This window comes from Streptomyces regalis, assembly GCF_001509475.1.
Classification (GTDB): Bacteria; Actinomycetota; Actinomycetes; order Streptomycetales; family Streptomycetaceae; genus Streptomyces; species Streptomyces regalis.
Window position 1 is genome coordinate 18,985 of the sequence record NZ_LLZG01000388.1, and the last position, 22,223, is coordinate 41,207.

Below are 22,223 nucleotides of genomic sequence, written 5' to 3' on the forward strand. Positions count from 1 at the left end.
ATCTCCAAGAGGGCGTGCCGGGGCCCGGCCTGTGGGCGACGGGCCCCGGCATCACGAGCGGGGAAGGGCTAGGCGGCGGCGAACTCGTCGTCGTGCGGCAGTTCGTCGAAGTCGGACTTGGCCTCGCTGTCCTCGTTCTGCTGGTCGGCCGCAGCCGTCCGCAGTCGTGCCACGTCGTCACTCGTCGGGTCGCTGAACTTCTTCGGGTTCTTCAGCTCGGCGGCCCTGCGCTCGATTGCCGCACGCACCACATGCACCTCGTCGCGGCTCAGGTCCTCGTCCGCCTCGACCACACGCCACAGCTTCTTGAGACCGTCCACACCCTGCTCTGCCGCCTTGTGGACCTTCGGCAGCCACAGCTGCGCCAGATCGCCGGTCAGCTCGGGGGCAGCCTTCGGTTGGTTGTGGATCGAGCAGCCCATCAGCTCGAACACCAGCTTCTCGATGGAGAAGTCCGGCAGCGTCTTCGGAGCGCCACTGCGTGGCACCTCGAACTTGAGGGAGCGGGCGCCGATGATCTGCGGCTGTTCGTCGCGGCGCAGCCGTACCCACACGGTCGCGTCGAAGGCGAGCGACTTGTGCGCCTCCACCCGCCAGTCCTTCGTGCGGGGGATCGGGTCGCCGTTGCCGTCGACGGCCGCGACCTCCTTGCCGCGTGCCAGCAGTACGACGATGCCGGGCATCGTGCGAACCAGGTACATGACCTTCGCCCACCGCTCGGCCGCGTCGTTCCACAGGTTCATGGACGGCTTGACCTCGGCGTCCGGGTCTTGCCGAAGCACCTTCTGCCCGCTCCTGGAGCGCCTGGCCCGCTCGTTGGTCCAGTTCACGAGCATTCGCCACAGCATGGACACCGAGTCGATGACCAGGACGACCGGCTTCTCCTTCGCGGCGGCCGCGCGCTTCGCCTCAGCGTGCACGGCCTCGATCTGTCCGAGGATGTCGCGGTAGCTGCCGTTGTGCTCGATCAGCAGGTAGTCCGCGCCCGGCACGTTCGCGTACTCGTCGGCCGTGTCTTCGCCGAGCTCCAGCCAGTACGCCTGACCGGTCAGTTCGGAGCCGGTGAACGATGCGGCCCGGTGGCTCTTCCCGGCCTTCTCGTCGCCTTCGATCAGGATGATCGGCCAGGGGATGACGCCGGTGGGCTTGCGGGTGCGGAGCTTCGGTATGGGGTGGGTCATGCACTTCTCCAAGAGGTGGTCGCGATTTTCTATCGCGACCTATATCAGGCGGTGCGGAGCTCCCTGGTCTCAAACAGGGAGGACCACTCTGGGTGCCGGTCGAGCATGGAGCGCACGTAGCGTGAGCGGAAATCGTTGTTGAGCTTGAACGGCTCACCCTGCGTCGCACGCCCGTACTGCCAGCGCAGGACCTCGAACAGCATCCCGATGCCGATGCGGCGCAGGCCGCGCTCGGCGCAGTCGGCGGTCAGGGCCTCCAGCTGCTCCAGGATCCAGGGATTGAGCTGGTGGAACGATTCGAATCGCTCCTGGATGCTCAGTCCCGAATGTGTCGGGTCCAGGTGCCGCAAGGGCGCGATGGGCAGCTCCAACTGCACAGGAAGCATGATCCTCCCCCTCTGTTTCAGTGTCGCGACCTATCTTGCGGCATGCCGAGAGGTTGATCCAACGGACCCCTCTGGCTTCATGTCGATATTCTACTCTATTCGAGGGGGTCGGCAACTCCGCTTATGCGCCCCCGGAACCCGACTGCGCCTTGTTCCCCCGCTGAGAGAAGAACGAGCCCGGGCCCTCATAACGGCCCTCACGCAACGCGGCGGCCACCTCGTCCCGCAACACCCAAAGCCCCTTCCGGGACTTCTTCATCGTCGCCTCCGCCGAGTCCAGCACCGTATCCAGCAGCCACAGGTTCGACCCCGACAGTGTGTAGTCAGCCTCTGGCAGCTGCCCCGCACCCCCGCGCGCTGCTTGTCCGACCGCGACCTGCGTCACTCCGAACAGCTCGGCGTACTCCTGGGCGCCGACGAGCGGCGGAAGCTCGCCCTTCTTCATCGGCCGGACGCCGGCCCCTTGCTCTGCCTCGAGGGCGGCCAGTTCCCGCTCGTCCAACTGCCGGCCACGGCTGCCCGGCGGAAGCGCCAGCGCGACCACGAGCCCTCCCGGCCAGTACGGCTTACCGGAGACGATCGCCGCGTCCTCATACGAGAGGATGCCCTTGTAAACCCAGTTGTTGCTGATCGCCGAGGCCCTGATGTTGTAGACCCGGCCGATCTCCATGCGCCCGAACAGCAGCGGCTTCGCCACCACAGCCTCCCTTCCACTACGTCGTACCTGGAAGAGCAGAATAGATGCAGCAGGCGCGGATCCGAGCGCCGAGGCCCCTGAGCTGGGCGCTGTCAGGCCGAGAGGCTGCACTTTCCAAGAGGGGTAGCAAGGACTCCGCAGCCCACTAAGCCAGTGCTCGGGGGATGGGCGGGACTCGTACAGCGCGACCGTGTCCGCCCTCAACCCGGGCGACAGTGCTTCATGACCAGGGCATCCGTTCTCCGGACCATCAAGATCCAAGTCTCTCGGGTGTCCAAGATCCATGGTCAAGGGTCGATTTCGCTACTGGGCCTGGGGGCCTTTGAGGAGGTCGATGAAGCGTCCGGCTTCTGCTGGTGGCGTCCATTTCACGGCTGTGCGTAGTAGTTCGGTGACCTGCGCGACGAGCGGGACGGGGCAGTTGGTTTTGCGGGCGAGGTCGAGGGCTGAGTCGAGGTCTTTGATGAGGTTCTCGATGGAGGCGAGGCTGGTGTCGTGGCCGGCCACCATATGGGGTTGATAGGCGCGGAGCAGGGGTGAGTCGGCGAGGCCGCCTTCGAGGTATTCGGGAAGGCGGGCGGGGTCGAGGCCAGCGGCTGCTGCGACTTGGGTGGCTTCGGCGAGACCCCAGGAGGTGGTGGCGACGATGATCTGGTTGCAGAGTTTGACCGTCTGGCCGGAGCCGACGGGGCCGATCAGGGTGCGGCGGCGTGCGTAGGCGGCGAACAGGGTGTCCGCGCGGTCGAAGTCGGTTTGGGCGCCACCGGCCATGATCGTGAGGGTGCCTGCGGTCGCGCCCGCGACGCCTCCGGAGACGGGGGCGTCCACCCAGCTGGCCCCGCTTTCCGTGGCGAGGCGGTTCGCCAGGTCCCTAGCCGTCTGGGGGCGGATGCTGGAGTGGTCGACCACGAGCTTGCCAGGGGTCGCGGTTGACGCGAGTCCGGCAGGGCCGAAGGTAACTTCCTCCACGGCCGCGGCGTCGGTGACGCAAAGAATTACCACGTCGGAGGCTTCCATGACTTCGGCCGGGCTGGTTGCCTCGTGGGCTCCCTCTGCCAGCAGCGGTTCGGTCTTGGCTGGGGTTCGGTTCCAGACCGTCACCGGATGGCCGGCGTTCACGAGCCGCCGGGCGATGGGTGTGCCCTGCAGGCCGAGGCCGATGAACCCCACCGTGTCAGGTGACTTCATCGTCAGCGGTTCCCTTCTCGGTGCACCCCACCGTTCGGTCGGGGCGGACAGTGTGGTCACGCTTGTGGTGCGCGGATCTGGCGCAATAGTTCTCCCAGGTCCCAGTGGCAGCGTTCCCAGGTGAACCGGCCGTCTTCGTCGAACAGGAAGACGCTCGTGGTGTGCACGATGCACAGGGTGCCGACGTTGACGCGGTGGGGTATGGCGGGGATTTGATCGCGGATGCGCATGTGGACGCGCATCATGACGGCGGCGTGGCCGTCGGTGCCTTCCAGGTGGAGATCGATGTCGATGCGTTCATGGCCGAGCCATTTGAGACCGTCGGAGACAGCTTTCCCGAGTTCCTCGCGTCCGTGGAGCGTGATCTGGAGGGGGATGTCCTCGAATTCGACGTCCGGGGTGAAGCAGTCGAGGTAGGTGGCCAGGTCGTCGGCCTCCAGGGCCGTGGCCCACGTGCGGAACGTCTCGGCGTGGACCGCGCGAGTCTGCTCAGGTGTCATGCGACTCTGCCTCCGTGTCAGGTACGGGGATCCGGGTTGCGGTGACGGCCGTCAGCAGCCGGTTGACTCGTTCGAGGTCGCGGACCCGGCCGGCCAGGGCCACGTAGCCATCTGGGCGTACGAGGAGGAACCCCGGCGGCGTTCGGTGGACGTGGTGGTGGGTCACGATGGCTGCGTGACTGTGGGCCAGCGAGGCGGCTGCGCCGGGCCATGCGCCCGCGCGGGAGGTCCCTGTGGTCACCAGCCGGTACTTGTGTGGGTCGGTGGTCTCTGGGACTGCCCAGGTGGGTGCGGGCAGTCCTCCGGCTCCGGAGGTACGCGGGCAGCCGAGGGGGGTTGGGGGATAGCGGATGCGCCATCCGGCGAGCGCCGAGGTGTAGCGGGCGCGCAGGAACGCCTGGCTCTGTGCCGCGCGCATGAGCGGGTTGCGCAGGTGGTTCCACGGTGGTTCCAGGAACGCGAGGCGGACGGTGGTGCCGGTGAGCCGGGTGACATATCGCGCGGCGGCTCGGCGTTCGGTGTCGTAGGTGTCCAGGATGGCGGGGCTGAACCGTCCGGCATGGACGCCTGTGAGCTTCCAGGCGAGGTTGTGGGCGTCTTGGAGCCCGAGGTTGAGGCCTTGGCCGCCGAGCGGCGAGTGGGTGTGGGCAGCGTCGCCGATCAGCAGGCAGCGGCCGTCGCGCATCCGCTCGGCCATCCGCTCCGCGGAGGTGAACGTTGTCAGGGTGACGAGGTCGCCGATCCGCAGCCCGGCGGGGCCGCGCGCGACCAGCAACTGCTGGACCATTTCCGGGGATACGTCCTGCCCGGGGCGCATGTCTCCCGCCAGCCTCACCCGCCCATTGGGCAGTGGGGCGATCAGCAGGCCTCCGCGCGAGGTCAGGAAGTAGGACAACGCGGTGACGTCGTCGTTCGCGCCGGAGAGGGTGCCCTCGGCAAGGAAGGAGCGGGAGGGCAGCGCGGCGCCCGCGAAGGTGATGCCGAGGAGTTCTCTTACGGTGCTGCGCACGCCGTCGGCCGCGACCAGCCACGATCCGCGCAGTTGTTCCCGGCGCCCGGCTTCGTTGACGACCACGGCGTCCACCCCATCGCGGTCCTGGTTGACCTCCGTGAGCCGGACGCCCCGTTCGACACGCCCGCCGAGTTGGACGACGGCTGCTTCGAGCAGGCGGTCGGTGATCTGCTGGGGTAGGAGGAGAGGGGCGTCCTGCGACCGAAGTTCGACGCGGGCCAGACGTCCGTGGTCGCCGAAGTAGTCGAGCGCCTGCGGTCGCACCGCCAGTTCGCCCGCTTTCTGCAGAACCCCCAGGTCACCCAGGACCGTCTGAGCGAGGGGCCACAGCAGGATGGCGCGTGACCCCCGCTGCGCGGACGAGGCGGCGTCGACCATCCGCACGGGGGAGCCTTGGCGCAGGAGTTCACCAGCGAGGGCGAGGCCGCAGGGTCCGGCTCCGATGACGATGACGGGATCGCGCGCGTTCACAGTGTCGTCCTTCCCATGGTTGATTCCACCCTGGGCGCGGCGTGTACCGCCTATGTGTCCGGGTGTTGGGCGAGCATCTTGGTCAGTTCGTCGCCGAGTGCGGCGATGGTGGGGCGTGCCCACAGGATCGTGCGCGGGATGCTCACGCCCAGGCTGTTCTGCAACCGTGCGCGCAGTTCCATTGCGGCCAGTGAGTCGAGGCCGACCGACGCCAGCGGGGTGTCCTTGTCGAGGCTCTGGCTCTGCATCTGGAGCACTGTGAGGATCTGCTGGGTGATATGCGCATCGAGCAGGGCCCGGCGCTGCTCCGGGTGCTCCGCGTCGCGCAACGCCACGAGGATGGATTCGTCCGCGGCCGTTTCGGCAGAGGAGCCCAATACGCCGGCGAAGAAGGGGACTGCGGCCGTGGCGGGGTAGGGCTTGAGCCAGTCCGCCAGGTTCACGTGCGAGTAGGCGGGGTGGGGGCGGTCGTAGGCGAGGAGCCGCTCCAGGGCTGCGATCCCTTCCTCGGGCCGGATCATGCCGTCTCCGAAGACATCCATCCCGGCTGCCAAGCCGTACTCGGCCCAGGCGCCCCAGTGGAATCCGGTTGCCGGTAGGGCTTGTTGGCGGCGCCAGTCGATGAAGGCGTCCATCCACCCGCTGGCCGCCGCGTAGCCTGCCTCTCCCGCTCCGCTGAACAGTGACGCGATTGAGGAGAACGCGACCCACCAGTCCACCTCGTGGGAGAGCGTGGCCTGGTGCAGCCGCCACGTCCCCTCGGTCTTGGGACGCCACTGGCGCCGCAGGCGGTCGGCGTCGACCCTCAGGAACGTGGCGTCGTCCAGGACGCCCGCTGAGTGGACCACACCGCGAAGCGGGTGCCGCGCGCAGGCCGCGGCCGCGACCCGTTCGGCAGTGCCGGGCTCGGCGATGTCGCCCCTGACGACCTCGACGGTGGTGCCGCCCGCGCGGATGGTCTTGATCGCCTCCTCTGCGTACGGGCTCGGCGCGGAACGGCCGTTGAGGATGACCGCCCCGGCACCGCGCTCGGCGAGCCACCGGGCCGTCAGCAGGCCGAGCCCGCCCAGCCCGCCCGTGATGATGTAGCTGCCGTCCGCGCGGACCAGCGGGACGTCCTCGGGCTTGACCACGGCGGCTGCGCGCTGGCCGGCAGGCCAGGTCAGGACCGTCTTTCCCCGGTGCTCGGCGTTGGCCATGGTGCGCAGAGCGGTGACGGCGTCGCCGATGGGCAGTGTGGTCGTCGGCAGGGGCGGCAGGTTGCCGTCGGTCCAGGCTTCGTGCAGCTCATTGATGACGCCCGCGATGAGTTCGGGCTTCTCGGTCATGAGCACCATGACGTCGAGGCTGTGCAGGGCGATGCTGTGACGGAAGGGATGCAGACCGAGGGTTGCGTCAGCGTAGATGTCGCGTTTGCCGATCTCCACGAACCGCCCGCCGGGGGCGAGGAGTTCCAGCCCGGCAGCCTGGGCGGGCCCCGCGAGGGAGTTCAGGACGATGTCGACGCCGCGGCCTGCGGTGGCCTCGCGGACCTGAACGGCGAAGTCCAGGGATCGCGAGTCCATGACGTGCGCGATGCCCAGTTCTCGGAGGTATGCCCGCTTCTCCGCAGTGCCGGCGGTCGCGAAGATCTCCGCGCCGCGCGCTTGGGCGATGTTGACTGCAGCCAGACCCACGCCGCCGGTGGCCGAGTGGATGAGCACCCGCTCGCCGGGGGCGAGCCGGGCGAGGTCGCGCAGGCTGTACCAGGCGGTGACGTAGGCGAGGGGCAGCGCAGCCGCTTCCTCGAAGTCGGTGCCCTCCGGCAGCTTCATGGCCCAGTCGGCCCGCACCACCACCGACGAGGCAAGGCCGGCTCCCGGTAGAAGGGCCGCGACGCGGTCGCCGACCTGAATGTCGTGCACGCTCTCACCCACGGCGGCCACCGTGCCGGCGCAGTCGAAGCCGAGGGCGGGGGGCACCCCGTCCACGGAGTGGTACTGCCCCATGGCGATCAGCACGTCGGCGAAGTTCAGCCCGCTCGCGCGGACTTGGATATGGATCTCCCCTGGTGCAGGGTCGCGCCGCGGCGTGTGGACCAGTTCCAGGCTGTCCAGGTCGCCGCTGCGCCTAAGGTCGAGGGCGGCCGGGTCCTGGTCGAACCGGCAGAGCACGGTCTTGCGTTCGTCGTCGCGCAGCGGGGCGGGCCGCAGACGGGCCAGGTAGCGCGTCCGGTCGCGGTAGGCGACCTGGTCGGCCGCGCCGTCGGTGAGGAGTTCGGCGACTACGTCCTCGATCGGTGTTCCCGGGCCGACGTCGACCGTGCTGGGACGAAGTTCGGAGTGCTCGTAGGTGAGGGCGCGCATCATCCCGTGCAGTCCGCCCTGCGCCAGGGAGACGGGGTCGTCGGGACGCACCAGCTGTGCGCCGCGGGTGAGCAGCCACAGGCGCGGCGGGGCGGCGTCGCCGGTGGCGCAGACTTGCTGGAGCAGCGGCATGATGGTGTGCATCTGCCGGGTCGCTGCCTCGACGGGGGACTCGTCCCCGGGGGCATGCTCCGGGCTGGCGCAGACCACGATGGCCCGGTGCCCGGAAAAGTCGGTGCCGCTCGCGCGGGCGTCGGTCACGGTGACCGCCTTGTGCCCCAGGGCGCTGCTCAGCGCGGCGCCGAGGGTGTCTGCCCAGGCATCCGTTCCAGGGCTGACGACGAGCCAGCTGCCCCGGTCGGTTGCTGCAGAGACGGGCAGCGGCTCTGGTTCCCAGCACACCTGCAGCAGCCTCGTGTCGAATGCCTGCTGCGCGTTGGCGGCGCCCCGAACCAGGCGGACCCCGTGGACATCCGCGAGCGGGAGCCCGTCCTCGTCAAGGAGCCGGAAGTCGGCCGTGGCGGACTCGCCGTCCGCATGTGTAAGCCACGCGTGGCAGAACCGCCCCTGGGCGGTGCTGCGGTGGATCGTGATGCTGGCGATGTCCACCGGGAGGAGAGGCCCGTCCGCTACGTCGAAGGAAGCCAGCCACAGAGCGGCCACCGCCTGGAAGCAGTTGTCCAGCAGCACCGGATGCCAGTGGGCGAAGCGTGCCCCGGCCAGCCCTGCGTCAGGGATGCCGATCTCGGCGACCACCCCCGGGGAGTCTCCCTCCCGCAGCCGCAGGTCGCGGATGCCGGCGATGGCCGGACCGAGGAACACTCCCCGGACCACCGCACCTGACGTGCCGTAGAAGTCCCCCGGTGGGCGGTGCACCGGATGACTCGCCAGGAGCGTGTCGAGGTCGACTCGTTCAGGCTGCTCCGCGGAACTCGACCGGGTCAGCTCCGCGGTGACGTACCGGATCCGCTCGCCGCCTTCGAGGTAGGAGGAGACCTCCCAGCGGACCAGCCCGGTGCCGTCGTCCGCTGCGGTAGTCGTCACCTCCACCGGGGAGTCGAGGGACAGGGTGTGCTCGAAGTCCACGTTCCTGACCTGCACGCTGGTCGCGCCGGTGGCGAAGACCCGCGCCGCAGAGGCAACCGCCATGTCGCACAGGGCCGCTCCGGGGAGCACGACCGTGTCCTCGACTCGGTGGTCGGGCAGCCAGGGCAGCGTCGCTTCGTCCAGCAGGGCCTGCCACAGGTGCCAGTCGCCGCCGTCGCGACTGTGGACGTAGGCGCCGAGCAGTGGATGAGTGTCGTCCCGCTTCACCAGCGGGTTTGGGGGCACGAGGTGGTGGTTGCGCTCCCACGTCGTCGGCGGTACGTCGACAAGGTCCCCAGTGCGGTACTGCCGCGCCCAGTCGACCGGATGCCCAGCGCAGTGCAGCGCGGCGAGCTGGGTACGGAAGGTGAGCCGATCGTCGCGGTTGCGGAGGAGCGTCGGCAGGACGACGGCGTCGGTGTGTCCCGCGTGGGCGAGGGTCTGCAGCACGGGGCGGACCAGCAAGGGGTGGGCGGAGACTTCCAGGAACAGTCGGTGGCCGTCGTCGGCCGCCGCTGTCAGAGCCGACCAAAAGCGCACCGGCTCGCGCTGGTTGGCCCGCCAGTAGGCGGCATTGCGAGCCTCGGCGGCACGCGGGTCCTCGCTCACCGTCGAGTACAAGGGGACGGTCGGGGCGCGGGGGTCGAGGCCGGTGAGGGCGGCCGTCAGGTCGTCCAGGATGGGGTCCATGAACGGTGAATGGGCTGCGACGTCCACCGCGACCATGCGGGCGGTCACATCCCGCGCTTCCCAATCGGACACCAGCCGTTCGAGCTGCTCGCGGTCGCCGGCGACCACAGTCGACTTGGGGGAGGCCATCACGGCCGGCTCCACCCCGACCACTCCGCTCGCAGCCAGGTCTTGGGCGACCTCGTCCCACCCGAGGTCCACCGAGGCCATCGCGCCGCCCACGACCCCGGCGAGCAGCCGGGCACGGCGGCAGACCACCCGAACGCCGTCCTCCGGGGTCAGCGCCCCGGCAGTGACCGCCGCGGCGATCTCCCCCAAGGAGTGGCCGATCACCGCGGCAGGCCGCACGCCCTGGGCCCGCAGCATCGCCGCCAGTCCCATCTGGACGGCGAACAACAGCGGCTGAACGTGCGCAATGCCCGTCGCGGTGTCCGGGCGAGTGAGCGCCTCGCGAAGGGAGAACCCGCCTTCGGCGGCCACCATGGGCTCCAGTGCGTCGATGGCGGCGGTGAAGGCAGGATCATCGTCCAGCAGTCGCTGGCACATCCCGGGCCACTGGAACCCGTGTCCCGAGAACACCCATACCGCCCCGCGTGCCGCCGCATCCCGGGAGGTCCCCGTAGTAACACCGGGCACGACCTCGCGCCGGGCGCCGGCCCGCAGCCGGCCCACCAACTCCTCGTGGGATTCCGCCACCACGGCGAGCCGGTGCCGCGCATGACTACGCCGCGTAGCCAAGGTGTGCGCCACGTCGTGCAGCGCCGTGGACCGCCCCTCGTCCTCCAGCCAGTCCGCGAGCCGGTCGGCGGCAGCGTCCAGAGCTGGCCCGGACTTGGCCGACAGCAACACGGTGTGGAGACCGTCGTCCGCGGGCGAAGCGGCGTCGGGCGGATGCGACGCGGGGGCCTGCTCCACGATCACATGGGCGTTGGTGCCGCCGACGCCGTAGGACGACACCGCTGCCAAGCGCGGGCCCTCCGCCACTGGCCACGGTTCCAGCCGGGTGGGCACGAAGAACCGGGCCCGGCTCGGGTCGATCTGCGGATTCCAGCGACGGAACTGCAAGGTCGGAGGAATCCTCCCCGCACCCACGCACAAGACGGCCTTCAACAACCCGGACAGACCCGACGCTGCCTCGGTGTGCCCGATGTTCGACTTAACCGACCCGAGCGCGCACGGGCTCTTCCCCTGCCCATACACCGAGGACAGGGAGTCGAACTCGACGGGGTCGCCCACGGGAGTGCCCGTCCCGTGGGCCTCCACCATGCCGACCAGGTTCGGATCCACCTCGGCATCCGCCAATGCCGCGCGGTAGACCTCGCGTTGGGCCTCCGGGTTTGGAGCCGTTATCCGAGTGGACCGGCCGTCCTGATTCACCGCAGTCCCGCGCAGCAGCGCAAGGATCCGGTCACCGTCGCGGCGAGCGTCGGACAGCCGCTTCAGTACGACGACGACACAGCCCTCGGCGCGCACGTATCCGTCCGCGTCGGCGTCGAAGGGGTGACAGTGCCCCGACGTGGACAACATTTCCCACGAGGCGCACGTGAAGGAGAACTCCGGGCTGAGGGTCGCGGATACCCCACCGGCCAGGGCCATATTCGACTCGCCCCGGCGCAGACTCTCGCAGGCAAGGTGGGTGGCGACCAGGCTGGAGGAGCAGGCCGTGTCCACCGCCAGACTCGGCCCGTGAAGGTCGAGCAAGAACGAAAGGCGGTTCACGCCGACGCTGTGAATGCCGCCGATGCCCGCGTACATCTCCGTCTGCTCAAGACTGCGATGTGCCCGCATCGCGTAGTCGATCTGGGAGATGCCCACGAACACACCCGTACGAGACCCGGCGACGCCGCCCACCGGCACGCCCGCATGCTCCAGCGCCTCCCAAGTGACCGCCAGGAGCAGCCGGTGCTGCGGATCCACCCACGGCGCCTCCCGGTTGTTGAGGCCGAACGCCTCCGGATCGAAAGCACCAATGTCGCCGTCCAGGAACGACCCCCACCGCATCCGCCGGATGACATCTGGCTTCAGCCCGACCAGATCCTCGGCTTGCCATCGATCAGCAGGAACCTCGCTCACCGTGTCCCGCCCGGCCGCCAGCAACCTCCACATCGCCCCAGGAGTATCGACGCCACCCGGCAGCCGGCATCCGACACCGATCACGGCAATCGGTTCATGCCCAGCAACATTCGACGGCATGGCCACCATCTCCCTGATCTGGTTCAGCCGAAGGCTCCTCCCACGAACGACGTGGGCGGGAATCGGAATCCGGGTGGTGAATCCAAGGAAACAGTGAATGCGGACAAAAATCGCCGGTGCACGCGGAGGCAATCGGAGTGCACAGAGACAGGCAGAGCGCCCAAGCGCACGCCGAGCCCACGCCCGTCGGTCCGCCCGACCCACACGTGCGCTCGCGCTGAGCCGCGCGCCGATGACTCGAGAACATCCCATCCGCGACGACAATGGGCAGTGCCTGAGCGGAACGACGTCCGGGCTGTCCACAACGCGTCAAGTCATGACCGAAGCTGGATCCCTTCGGGGGTTTTCGCTTTGGGGCGACGTCAAAGCGGGGCCAGGGTGAGGCCGGTCTAGGTGATGAAGACGTCGAGCAGGTCAGGCCAGTAGCGCATGCGCTTGAGTCGCGTGCGGGTCAAGTCGGTGAGGGCGTCGACGGTGCGGGCGGCATCGAAGGCGACAGGTGTGGGAAGAGCACTTTGTGCACAAGCTCTCTGCCCCCATCCGCCCGTACCGCGAGACCGACAACTGCACCGTGCTGGCGCTGATCGATGCGGATCGCCTGCCAGGCCAACCGGCATGTACGCCGGGGATGCTCGAGCATGCCTTGGACGGTCGCTCGCCAATCGACTCCCGCTGGTGGGAAGAGCTCCAGCCTCCGCGCACCAACGTCCTCCTCGATGGCGAAGGCCTCCTCACGGGTGCGGTCTCCTATGCGATCCGCCCGCGTGATGAGGCCGGGCTGCTGCTGTGGATGCACTGCCGTGAAGACCATGCAGCCGCAGGGGCACTCCTCCGTCACGCGCTTGACCAACTCGGACCCCGCACGAACTTCGCCTTCGAGTGCGCCTCCGCTCTGACATTTGGCGTCGAAGGACTGTCGGCCCGGCATCGCGCCACCACCCGCGAAGTCCTTCAGCGCGCTGGGTTCACCACCCGTGACCTGAGGCGCTACATCCAGTCACCACTACCGCTCACGGGACTTCCCCTCATGGCCGCCTACTCGACGGGCCCGGTCCACAAGCCGCCAGGCCGTCGTCTTCAAGTCCGTGATGGGGACGAGGTGGTCGCCGAAGCCGTCATCGGGAACCCCTTCGACGGCATCGCTGTGCTGCGTTGGCTGCACGTCACCTCAAGCGCGCAACGGCAGGGAATGGGCCGGGCACTCCTCGGCTCAGCAGTCGACCTCCTGGCCGGCCTCGGAGCTACGCAAGTGATCGGCTACGTCGACGACGATGACCCCAGGGATCCCGAACGAGACAGGACCGCCGCGAACGCCCTCTACGACTCTGTCGGATTCACTGAAGTCGACCGGCTGCTCTCCTTCACACGGCTCCCTGAATGAGACGCCCTTTGACCATGGAGCCGGTGCGCCTCGCTGTCGGGGGAACTGACATCAGCGAGGCGCACCGTAGCCTGCGGCACCAACTCGCCAGGCGGGTGGAGGAGGCCCGGCGGGAAGGACACCTCAGGCAGCTTGGTGACGTTGCTGAGCTCCTCGGCTCGGCAGAGCCACCCGCGTCCCTTCGGAACGCGGGACACCGGACGCCGGATCCGTACACCCCGCAACAGCATTGCGGCTTGGCCGGGAGCCGGGGCACGCCGACACATGCACGAGGGAGGTCGCCTGCGCTGGCCGCGGCTCCAATTCGAACCATGTCGTCTTTCCCGCTGGATCAGGAACCGCCCCCCAAGCGTCAGCCAGCGCGTCGACAAGAAACAGCCCCCGACCACCCTCGTCCTCCGGACCAGCACTCGTCGGAATCGGGACGATGGCCTCAACATCGGTGACCTCGACGCGCAGCCGCTCCCCAGTCCACCTCACGCACACCACACACGGAGCGTCTGTGTGCCTGATGGCGTTCGCGATCACCTCGCCGGCCAACAGCTCCAGGTCGCCTACGAGCTGCTCGTTCATGACCAAGCCGATCCTCCGAGCACGCTCGACAACGCGTTTCCGTGCAGGCCGCACTTCGCCGAGGGCGGCCGGAACCTTGAACGCATAGGGCAGTTCTTCGAGCGGATGGTGCGACATGGCTAGACCTTTCGCGGGCAGTGAGCTAGCGCATCAATGCGATCTCCTAGAGACGACGGATCGCTCGCCAGCCTCACCGGGCAGCCAAGCCTCCAGCGGTAACCCGGCCAGGTGGCGGACAACCACCATGCCCATGAACTGGCCAACTGCCTATTCCCGGAGTGATATCACTCCAGCAATGTCATTCCGGCTAATTCCTCCCGCAGACGTAACGGAGGGCGTGGGCCATCGCCGGAGTCCTCCGCCGCAAGGGATCGGTTTCAGCGCCAACGGCTTTACCGATGAATCGGCGGCTCGCGACCAGGCCCTGCTCCAAGCCCTCTAGAAAGCGGCCCAGCACCAGGCCCAGCAACATCCCGTTCCCGCCGCGCCCGTACGCAGCAGACCCAGCCGCGGACGGTGAACACGAACGCCGAGGGCGGGCCCGCGGTCTTCACTGCGTAGTCCGCCCTCGGCGACAGTGCGAATTGGCTGGAGCTACAGCATCGGGAAGGTGCCGCCACCCAGCGTCCATACGCCGCTCAGGCACAGCAGCAGCGTGAGCACGGTCAGTACCCGGACCGGGCGGCGCTGCAGCGTCAGATGGAAGTCGCCGACGCGCAGTTCGAGGTACGGCTGCTGCGGCGGCTGGCGGTTCTTGGTCACGTGCGCTCCTTCCGACCCAGAAGGACGTCGACACTGCGGGTGATCGCCGCCAGTGCCTGATCAGCGGGCCTACGCTCCTGGTCGGCAGCGAGCCTCGCGATGACGCTGCCCACATGGAAGATCACTGCGGGCATGGTCGCGATGATGAGGGGGGCGAGCGCCTCCGTACCCGCGGAAGTGTCCTCCCCACCGGAGAAGGCCCAGGCGACGAGGAAACCGATGCCGGTGGCGATACCCAGGACACCCACGGCCGCGAACCCCACGGTGAGGATGCGACCCCATACCTGGGCCCGGCGGACCCGGCGGGCATACCGCTTGGGAGCGGTGTGCGCCGCCATGTTGAGGCGCTTCCATGCGCGGGCTTCGCGGGCCCGGCGGGAACCGCCCCGGATATCAGGAGTGGTGAGCCGCGTCAGGATGCAGTTTGCGACACGGGTCCGGCAGGAGCGGGCTCGCCCTTCGGGGGCGCGGGCGCGCCGGGCGTCGCGCTCGATGGCGGACGCCGCGCGCAATGCCGCCAGTTCACGGGCGGTGTCACCGGGCTGGTCCTGGTAGTGCTGGACCAGGGCGCTGTCGAGCTGCTTGAGCTGGGCGAGTCGGCGGTCCCAGTCGCGGTCGTTGGCGTTCATGCGGTTCCTCCTTCCAGGCTGAGGTGGGGCAGTTCGGGTTCTGCGGTCTGCTTACGCAACCGCTCCTTGGCGCGCCGTACGTTGGCGGACACGGAGGCGCGCTTGATGCCGAGGATCTCGGCGGTGACCTCGCGGGAGAAGCCGAGGTACTCACGCAGCAGTAGGGTCTCGCGCAGCTCCGGGCTGAGCCGGTTGATGGCCCGCAGCGTCTCGGCGTGCTCGTACGCGACCTCTGGGCCGTGGATTTTGGCGACGGTGTCCCAGGCGCTGGCGTCCGGCAACTCGTCCACGGTGTCAACCGGACGCCGGGCCGTGGCGCGGAAGGCGTCGATAGCCTTTCCCGACGCGATCTGGCGCAGCAGCCCGAGAAGGCCCTTCGGGTTGACGTCCTTCACTTCGTCGTTGAGCAGCATCCGGTAGAAACGCTCGAATGTCTCCTGTCTGAGTGCATCGACGTCGGCATTCGGCCCAGCCAGCGGGGCGATGACGGCCTCGACGTGCTTCTTGCACTCCGTGTACGTGCGGTCGAACAGAGCCTCGATCTGGTCGAGGCTCATGGAACGGGTCAGAGAGCGGCGCACCACGGTGCCCTCACCCCCCGTCCGCGTCCGGGCCGGTGGCCCATGTGGCGAGCCTGGTCGGCTACTTCGGTCATGTCTATAAGACCGACAGCGAAGCCGAAAAGGCGACTGTGAACCGTTCCGAGTCGAGTGGAGGCTCCGCCCAGCTGCCCGTAGCTCCGATGCGAAGGCGTGGGGATTTCCGGTAGAGCGTGTTCCACAATCCACAGGATGCATCACTGGACGCATACGAGGCGTCCCCCGTCGGTGCCGATCTTCCGACTGGGAAGGGGCGATGGCGGTTGAACAAGGAAGACTGAAGCCCGCGTCCGTCATCGGATGGTCCGAGGGGCAGGCGGGCTGACCGGGTTCAGTCCTGGATGGTGCGTGGCGGTTCCAGGAGCAGGGCCCTGCTGGTCTTGCGGTCCTCGACGCGCTGTACCGCTTCGCCGGTGCCGAGAATCGCGGCCACCAGGGCAAGGATTAGCCCGGTCGGCAGCCCATCGACGTAGTAGGCAATCAGCGAAAGCGCCGCAGCGGCGATGGCGTACAGGCGGGTGCTGTGGTCATGGATGAAGTCGTTGATCAAGGTCGGTTCCCGTAGGCGAGTTGGTGCAGAAGGTCCCAGCCGCGTCGGCCGATGGCCGGGTCATTGGGACAGCCGGTGGTGTGGAGGTTGTGCTTGCGGTTGAAGCCGGAGACCGCCTTCTGGGTCTGCGGGCCGTAGTTGTCGGATAGCGGCACCGACCGGTCGAGCCATCCGGTGTCCTTGAGGGCTTGCTGGAGTCGTTTGGCCGAGGGCGAGTTACGGCCCGGGGCGAGCCCGGCCGGGAACGGCGGCGCCGGGTACGTCTTTCCGCTGGTCTTGCCGGGGATCTTCAGCCGCTGCCCAGCCGTGATGACGTACGGCGCGGTGATGCCATTGGTCTGGGCGATGGACTGCCAACTGATGCCGAGATGCTTGCCGATCCCGGAGAGCGTCTCCCCGCTCTTCACCGTGTACGTGGTGCCGCCAGCGGAGCCCCCGCTGGGCTCTCTTCCAATGGGGCGCCCCTCCAGGCGAGCCGCGACCCGGCCGCGAAGCCAGCTCATCGCGAAGCCCTTGGGATCGACCTTCCCCGGCTGCCACTCCAGGTGGCCGATCACGCTCGCCGCGCTCCAGCCATGGAGCCGGCAGAGCGCGGCAGAGACCCGCTCGATCGCATCGAGTTGCGCGGCCGGCCACGGGTCGTGGCCATCGCCGAGGTTCTCGCACTCCCACCCGTAGAACGATGTATTGCCGTCTGTATCAGCCTGGTTGGCTGTGGGCAGCGCGCGTTCGGCGATGACGGCCTGGAGGACATCGCTGTCTCCGCGTCCGGCGTGGTTGGCCCTGCCGTTTCCGATCAGATGAACCGTGCCGTCCTTAGCGATCACGCCGTGACACAGCGGACCCGGAAGGCCCTCGTACCCGCGCTCGCAGATGCTGACGGTGTTACTCGTACCGGACGTCACCGTGTGGTGGATCATCACGCCGCGGACAGGGCCCCACGGGCCCTTGTGGTTTCGGTTGTGGGTGCGCCAGCCGGAACGCTCGACGACCCGCACGCCTTCTGCGCGCAGTGCCGCGACCAGCCGGTCAGGATTCAGGGGTGTTGCCAACGTCGGCGCTCGATATCTCCCCGCGCCCGATCTTGAAGTTGAGGATGCTCGACCCTCTGCCTACGGCGGTGTCCCGCGCGAGACGATCCACAGCTGCAGGGCCATGAGGAGCAGCGGGGCCACGAAGGACGAGATCACCAGCCGCCTCGTCGCGGCAGCTTGCGTCTGGTCCTCGCGCCGCTGCTGCTCGGCCCGCTCCAGGCTCTGATCATGCTCACCGCGAAGCCCGGCCAGGCCAGCCTCGATCTGGCTGATGCGCTGATCGACCGCTCGTTGGTCTGCCCGGTACACGTCTTGGGTGACGACCTGGTCGAGGCGTGCGGCGAGTTGTGCGAGGTCGCCGCGAAGGTCCTCACGCAGTTGCGAGACGGCACGGTGCAGCTCCCACAGCGTGGGCTCGGCACTCGGCGGTACGGACACCGCAATCACTCCCGGCGGCCCCGCGCCCTGCTTCGATCGTACGGGGCCCAAGGGGGCCGGTGATTCTTACGGCGACGTGATCGCAGCAGGGAAATCCGGTGGCAGCGCGCGCCGTCTTCCTGCCAGCTTGTCTGGATGCTGTTGATACTCACGGGATCAAGCTGCTCGGGTAAGTCCACGCTCGCCTTCCCTGTCGGGGAACGGTTTGACCGGCTCGTTGTCCACGAGATGGACGAGAGCGGCGTCCCGCAGAACCCTTCCCGGTACTGGCGAAACCACATCACCGAGGAGTGGATTCAGCGCACGCTCGAGTACCAGGCCGACGGCGTTGACCTTTTGCTGACTGGCCAGACTCCACTCGGCGAGATCCTGGCCGCGCCATCGGCACCTCTGCTGGACGGGATCGCGATGTGCCTGGTCGACGTGGCCGATGCTGAACGACGTCGGCGTCTGGACGTGCGTGATCCGGGACGCTGGTCGGAAGCCGCCATCGATGCGTACATCAACTGGGCGGCCTGGCATCGGGGGCACGCACAAGATCCCGAGCATCGCCCCGAGGTCATCATGGACAAGGGCGCGCCCACTATGGCTTGGCATCGGTGGACGTCGTGGACGGCCAATGACCCGAGGTGGCAGACCCATATCCTCGACACCACCGACCGTGATCGGCAGGACTGCCTCGCCGAACTGGAGCAGTGGATCATTCGGGGTCGCGCGGATTTCCGGGCCGGCCGCCATCCTCTGAGCCTTGACTGGATGGGATGAACCACCGCCCGCTGATGCGTCGCAGTGCTCGGCGGACGCGGGCGTGCCTGTAGCGGGAATTCGCACGGAGTCGCCCTCTTGCTGGGCTCTACCGGCCGTCGATGAGGTGCTCGGCGAGGAAAGGGGAGAACGTGCCGGCAGTAACGTCGGGGGCCACGCCGCACATGCCGTCGGAGTCGCCGGGGACTTTGATCCACAGCAGGTATTCGGCGCCACCGACGCCGATCGAGGAGGGGACGCCGAGGCGGCGGCCCGCCGGGTTGCAGTAGTCGACGTGCTGCCCGTTCTCGTCCATGGCGCCGTTGCCGTTGCGGGAGGTGTCGATGACGAACCGTGCACCAGTTACGCCGAGTGCGGCGAGGGCTTGGGCGACCTGGTGCCCGTAGGTACAGGAGACGTCGGTGGAGTCGTAGTTCGCCACACCGATCGCGAAACCCCTTGCACTGGCTGCCCCGCCTGCCGCGAGCCGGGCGGCCATGTCGTCAGGCTTGATCCAGGTGGCGTTGCCCCCGTCGAGGTAGGAGCGGACGAGAGGACGCGCGGCGAGCGCGTTGGCCGCGTATGCGACGAGGCCGGCCCGTTCTGCTCGCGCCACTTCTGTGGGGAGACTGCCCAGTTGGCTGAGGGAGTCCGGTTCGACGATGACCAGGGCAGGGCGGTCGCCGATGCCCGCAGCGAAGGCGTCGATCCATGTGCGGTACTCCTCGGGGGACCTGGCCCCGCCACTGGACTGGCCACCGTTGTCCCGGTTGAACATGTTGTAGGCCGCCAGGATCGGCAGCCGACCGGCCGCTGCCGCAGCCGTCACATAGGCGTCCACGTCGGCCCGGATGTCCTTGTTCCAGTCGCCGAACCACTTCGCGGTCGGCCGCCGTACCAGTGAGCGGGCGATCTTCGTGGCCCGGGGATCGGCGGGGTTCGCGGCGACCCACTTCGCGGCGTTGGAATCCGGGTCGGCGTAGAAGCCTTCACGAACGGTGGAGCAGGTCAGGCGGACCTCCGTCAGGTAGACGGTGACCGCTGTTCCCTGGCCGAACTGGAAACTCACTTGCCCCGCCGTGGTGTCGAGAGGGGAAGTGAAGGTGAGGACGAAGTGCGTGTCTACCGCCGGCAGCGTTACCGTGCGGTCCACCGCGGCCGTCCACGGATCCGCGCCGAGACCGACCTGCGCGCGCAATGTGGTGCCGGGCTGGCTGGCGCGCGCGGTGAACGTCAACGTGTAGGTGCAGCCGGAGCGCAGGGCGATGTTGTCCTGCCCGAACGGTGCATCCCACAGGTTGGCGGCGTCGGTGGTGGCGTTTGCCTCCAGGCCGATGCCCGGGGCATTCAGGGTGACCATGTTGGGGTCGCCGGACCACCAGCCGCTGGTGCCGTTGGTGAAGGTGCCGTTGGTGACGAGGTCTCCGTACAGGGCGGCCACAGGTGCTTGCTCCTTGGGTTACTTGATGTAGGTGACGCGCAGCGCCGGCGGGTGGCCGTTTCCCACGCCGTCGAATTTGCCGTACGAGGTCTTGTTGGTGGTGTTCGGGTCGATGGCGATGCCTCGGAACTTCGTTGAGTCGAAGATCGAGGTGATGTCGACCCAACGGCCACTCGCCCGAGCCCAGCCGGTGACTGTCTTCGATCCGCTCTGGTCCGCGGTGAACTTGGCCGGACGTGAGGCGTGGCCGTGGGCCTTGAGGACAGCGGTGCCGCCGGAGGCGTAGTACCAGTGGTTGGCGTACAGATACACCTCGACCTTGAGGAGCTTCGCGCCATCGAGGTCCTTGGCGAGGCTGCCGCCGAACCCGACCAGGGCGGCCTGGGTGCCGTTGTTCGCCGAGAAGTGGCCGGCCACCATCTGGCTGCCGTAGTACGAGTTGTAGCCGGACCGGTTCGCGTAACTCCCAGACCACGAAGCCTTATAGGTCCGCTGCACCTTCACCGGAGGATCGGGCACGACGGCGCCGCCCGTGTTGTAGACGCCGGTGTCCGGAGCCTGCTCGCCGATGTCCTCCACCGTCATGTGCCCCAAGCGGCCCTTCGCGCCCGTCAGGGTCACCTGCTGGCCCGAGGGGGCGCCGCTGTCGCTGTTGAACGTCAGCAGGAGTCGGTTGCGGCCCGGGCGGATGAGATCGTTCGGCGCGCACGGGCTGACCATTTCGAGGCGCACGTCACGGCGCGTTGCGGTGAGCGGATGGCGGGCCTCCTGCAACTGAGGGGAGCTGATCAACGGGGCGGTCGCGTAGCCAGTCCTCAGCCGCAGCACGAGGGAGCCGCCGGTCTGTGAGCATTCGGCGGTGCCGTTGTAGACGACGCGGTACATGCGGCCCTCTTCGGCGTCGAAGGCCAGCTCGACGTAGCCCATCTCGGTGCCGGTGGTGGTCTTCACCCCTGCGGCCATCCAGTCCATGGCGACGATGCCGCGCGGCCCGTTGTACAGCTCGGTGAGGTCGTCGCCGCCGATCGTGACCTTCCCCGCGACGTTCAGGTCCTGGAAGGAAGCGTCGCCGGTGGAGCCGATGGCCGCGACGCGAGTGGTGCCGTCGCGCAGCGTCAGGTAGTTCGCCTGCCCGGACACCAGGGAGACGACCTCTTCGCCGTCCTCGTCGAACAGGCGAAGCCCCTGCGGGCCGAGCTCGGCGCGAGCACCACCGGTCGCATCGCCGAAGATCGTATGGACCTCCGCGTTGTCGAAGACGCACCATCCGGCCGTGGCCGCGGAAGCCTCCAGGCACAGCACAGCGCGGGTGGTGCCCTGCGGGGCGCTGACCTGACCGGTAACCCGCTGCCACACACCTGCCTTGAGGGCTGTCGACTCGGCGACGCCATAGCCGAGGACCTCGCCGGTGCTGGTCTCCCAGCGGGCGAGGATCTTCAGCGCCTGGGCGGTGAGGTTCTCGGAGGCCAGGATGTCGACGCCGAGGAACAGCTGCGAAGCGGCAAGCACCGGTACGGCCGCCAGCGGCAGCGTGAAGTGCGTGGCCGTGTCCGCTGTGCAGTCGAGCCGGACTCCCACACCGGACCGGTTGCCCGGAGCGAACGACCACGCCGGCCCGGCAGCCGCGACGACGTTGGCCGTCGCGGCACCTTCGAACCCGGGGTCCGGCACCAGATTCGTTCCCTGGCCGACGGCGAGCTGATCGGGAGTGACCGAGCCGACCGCCAGATGAGGCGTGGTGATGGCCCCGACCGCAATGTGGCCCTGCTGGACCACGGCATTGCCGAGATCACCCGAGACGGCACGGCGTGCCGTCGTATGGACAGCATCGGAGGGGATGCTGGGGGCACCGGAGGTGTTGACGGCCACCAGCCGTACCCACAGCGACCCGTAGTGATTGACCGCGACGGTGACCGAGGCGCCGGACGCGGCCTCGATCGTCGCCGTCGGCCACCGCGCATCGGGCACCATGCTCGCCGACGTCAGCACATGCACCTGCACGCGAGACAAGTCCAGCGGTGCGGCAGCCGCGTCGGCGAAGCTGCCGTCCCAGGTGATGCGCAGTCCGCCGAGGACCGGCTCCACCTCCGGGACCGATGGGGTGGGCGGTCGTGGCCCGTTCACGGCTACGACGCCGCTCGTGCCGTCGGGCTGCTGGCCGACGACGGCACGCAGGGAGCCGCTCTCGTCGTACACGTCGATCGCGCCGCTCTCGATGCTGGCGTTGACCAGCTTGGGCGCGCGGACAGTGCTCCGCAGGAGCCTCTCCAGCCGGGCGAGACGGGTACCTATGTCGGTGGGCAAGCGATGTTCCTTGAGGGTG

Annotated in this window: 18 protein-coding genes; 2 read left to right on the top strand and 16 right to left on the bottom strand. The window is 68.4% G+C overall.

The genetic code is table 11. The features are described 5' to 3' along the window. Positions 1-68: 68 nt before the first annotated feature. The 7 genes from ADL12_RS39745 to ADL12_RS39775 all read right to left on the bottom strand — a co-directional run bounded on the left by ADL12_RS39745 (position 69) and on the right by ADL12_RS39775 (position 12,001). Positions 69-1,181, bottom strand: a complete 1,113-nt coding sequence (locus ADL12_RS39745) for an AAA family ATPase (protein ID WP_062712492.1) — start codon at positions 1,179-1,181, stop codon at positions 69-71. Positions 1,182-1,225: 44 nt separating this feature from the next. Then, entirely contained in the window at positions 1,226-1,558 is a 333-nt protein-coding gene (locus ADL12_RS39750; protein WP_159053433.1) for a hypothetical protein, read from the bottom strand. Positions 1,559-1,688: 130 nt separating this feature from the next. Further along, positions 1,689-2,264 carry a hypothetical protein gene (locus tag ADL12_RS39755; RefSeq protein WP_159053434.1) on the bottom strand — a complete coding sequence of 192 codons (576 nt, stop codon included), beginning with the start codon at positions 2,262-2,264 and terminating at the stop codon, positions 1,689-1,691. 303 nt (positions 2,265-2,567) lie between these two features. Beyond that, the gene (locus ADL12_RS39760) at positions 2,568-3,626 is read right to left on the bottom strand and encodes an NAD(P)-dependent oxidoreductase (protein WP_341846399.1); all 1,059 of its coding nucleotides are present in this window, start codon (positions 3,624-3,626) and stop codon (positions 2,568-2,570) included. After that, complete coding sequence (locus ADL12_RS39765) at positions 3,509-3,952, bottom strand: nuclear transport factor 2 family protein (protein ID WP_062712501.1); 444 nt, start codon at positions 3,950-3,952, stop codon at positions 3,509-3,511. Before ADL12_RS39765 ends, ADL12_RS39760 begins: the two co-directional genes overlap by 118 nt. Further along, complete coding sequence (locus ADL12_RS39770; RefSeq protein WP_062712504.1) at positions 3,942-5,435, bottom strand: FAD-dependent monooxygenase; 1,494 nt, start codon at positions 5,433-5,435, stop codon at positions 3,942-3,944. Before ADL12_RS39770 ends, ADL12_RS39765 begins: the two co-directional genes overlap by 11 nt. A 50-nt stretch (positions 5,436-5,485) precedes the next feature. After that, positions 5,486-12,001 carry an SDR family NAD(P)-dependent oxidoreductase gene (locus ADL12_RS39775; RefSeq protein WP_079052523.1) on the bottom strand — a complete coding sequence of 2,172 codons (6,516 nt, stop codon included), beginning with the start codon at positions 11,999-12,001 and terminating at the stop codon, positions 5,486-5,488. A 265-nt stretch (positions 12,002-12,266) separates the two neighbouring features. On the opposite strand from ADL12_RS39775, the gene ADL12_RS39780 reads away from it, so the two are divergent. Next, positions 12,267-13,130 (top strand): GNAT family N-acetyltransferase, encoded by an 864-nt coding sequence (locus ADL12_RS39780; protein ID WP_063806790.1) that lies wholly within the window; start codon positions 12,267-12,269, stop codon positions 13,128-13,130. Positions 13,131-13,253: 123 nt separating this feature from the next. On the opposite strand, the gene ADL12_RS58715 is transcribed toward ADL12_RS39780, so the two are convergent. From ADL12_RS58715 to ADL12_RS39810, 7 genes are all read right to left on the bottom strand, one after another. Beyond that, positions 13,254-13,820, bottom strand: a complete 567-nt coding sequence (locus ADL12_RS58715) for an ATP-binding protein (RefSeq protein WP_079052524.1) — start codon at positions 13,818-13,820, stop codon at positions 13,254-13,256. 477 nt (positions 13,821-14,297) lie between these two features. Further along, a complete protein-coding gene (locus tag ADL12_RS54535; protein ID WP_159053436.1) occupies positions 14,298-14,465 on the bottom strand; it encodes a hypothetical protein in 168 nt (55 codons plus the stop codon). After that, positions 14,462-15,094 carry a hypothetical protein gene (locus ADL12_RS39790; protein ID WP_062712512.1) on the bottom strand — a complete coding sequence of 211 codons (633 nt, stop codon included), beginning with the start codon at positions 15,092-15,094 and terminating at the stop codon, positions 14,462-14,464. Before ADL12_RS39790 ends, ADL12_RS54535 begins: the two co-directional genes overlap by 4 nt. After that, on the bottom strand, positions 15,091-15,651 hold the full coding sequence (locus tag ADL12_RS54540; protein ID WP_062712514.1) for an RNA polymerase sigma factor: 561 nt from the start codon (positions 15,649-15,651) through the stop codon (positions 15,091-15,093). The genes ADL12_RS39790 and ADL12_RS54540 overlap by 4 nt, the downstream gene beginning before the upstream one ends. 373 nt (positions 15,652-16,024) lie before the next feature. Continuing rightward, positions 16,025-16,243, bottom strand: a complete 219-nt coding sequence (locus ADL12_RS39800) for a hypothetical protein (protein WP_062712517.1) — start codon at positions 16,241-16,243, stop codon at positions 16,025-16,027. Beyond that, positions 16,240-17,295 carry an N-acetylmuramoyl-L-alanine amidase gene (locus ADL12_RS51740; RefSeq protein ID WP_079052526.1) on the bottom strand — a complete coding sequence of 352 codons (1,056 nt, stop codon included), beginning with the start codon at positions 17,293-17,295 and terminating at the stop codon, positions 16,240-16,242. Before ADL12_RS51740 ends, ADL12_RS39800 begins: the two co-directional genes overlap by 4 nt. Before the next feature lie 60 nt (positions 17,296-17,355). Further along, a complete protein-coding gene (locus ADL12_RS39810) occupies positions 17,356-17,715 on the bottom strand; it encodes a hypothetical protein (RefSeq protein WP_062712520.1) in 360 nt (119 codons plus the stop codon). A 135-nt stretch (positions 17,716-17,850) separates the two neighbouring features. Between ADL12_RS39810 and ADL12_RS39815 the strand changes: the two genes are divergently transcribed. Continuing rightward, a complete protein-coding gene (locus ADL12_RS39815) occupies positions 17,851-18,480 on the top strand; it encodes a hypothetical protein (protein ID WP_062712531.1) in 630 nt (209 codons plus the stop codon). 88 nt (positions 18,481-18,568) lie between these two features. Here ADL12_RS39815 and ADL12_RS39820 read toward each other — a convergent pair whose 3' ends face one another. Both ADL12_RS39820 and ADL12_RS39825 read right to left on the bottom strand, forming a co-directional pair. After that, a complete protein-coding gene (locus ADL12_RS39820; protein ID WP_079052527.1) occupies positions 18,569-19,900 on the bottom strand; it encodes a glycoside hydrolase family 6 protein in 1,332 nt (443 codons plus the stop codon). Positions 19,901-19,918: 18 nt separating this feature from the next. Next, the gene (locus ADL12_RS39825; RefSeq protein WP_062712535.1) at positions 19,919-22,204 is read right to left on the bottom strand and encodes a hypothetical protein; all 2,286 of its coding nucleotides are present in this window, start codon (positions 22,202-22,204) and stop codon (positions 19,919-19,921) included. Positions 22,205-22,223 lie beyond the last annotated feature (19 nt).

Excerpts from the sequence above, each read along its gene's own strand:
- ADL12_RS39815 (WP_062712531.1), top strand. The coding sequence starts at position 17,851 with ATGCTGTTGATACTCACGGGATCAAGCTGCTCGGGTAAGTCCACGCTC.
- ADL12_RS39765 (WP_062712501.1), bottom strand. The coding sequence starts at position 3,952 with ATGACACCTGAGCAGACTCGCGCGGTCCACGCCGAGACGTTCCGCACG.
- ADL12_RS39790 (WP_062712512.1), bottom strand. The coding sequence starts at position 15,094 with ATGAACGCCAACGACCGCGACTGGGACCGCCGACTCGCCCAGCTCAAG.
- ADL12_RS39745 (WP_062712492.1), bottom strand. The coding sequence starts at position 1,181 with ATGACCCACCCCATACCGAAGCTCCGCACCCGCAAGCCCACCGGCGTC.
- ADL12_RS54540 (WP_062712514.1), bottom strand. The coding sequence starts at position 15,651 with ATGAGCCTCGACCAGATCGAGGCTCTGTTCGACCGCACGTACACGGAG.
- ADL12_RS39775 (WP_079052523.1), bottom strand. The coding sequence starts at position 12,001 with ATGGGATGTTCTCGAGTCATCGGCGCGCGGCTCAGCGCGAGCGCACGT.
- ADL12_RS58715 (WP_079052524.1), bottom strand. The coding sequence starts at position 13,820 with ATGTCGCACCATCCGCTCGAAGAACTGCCCTATGCGTTCAAGGTTCCG.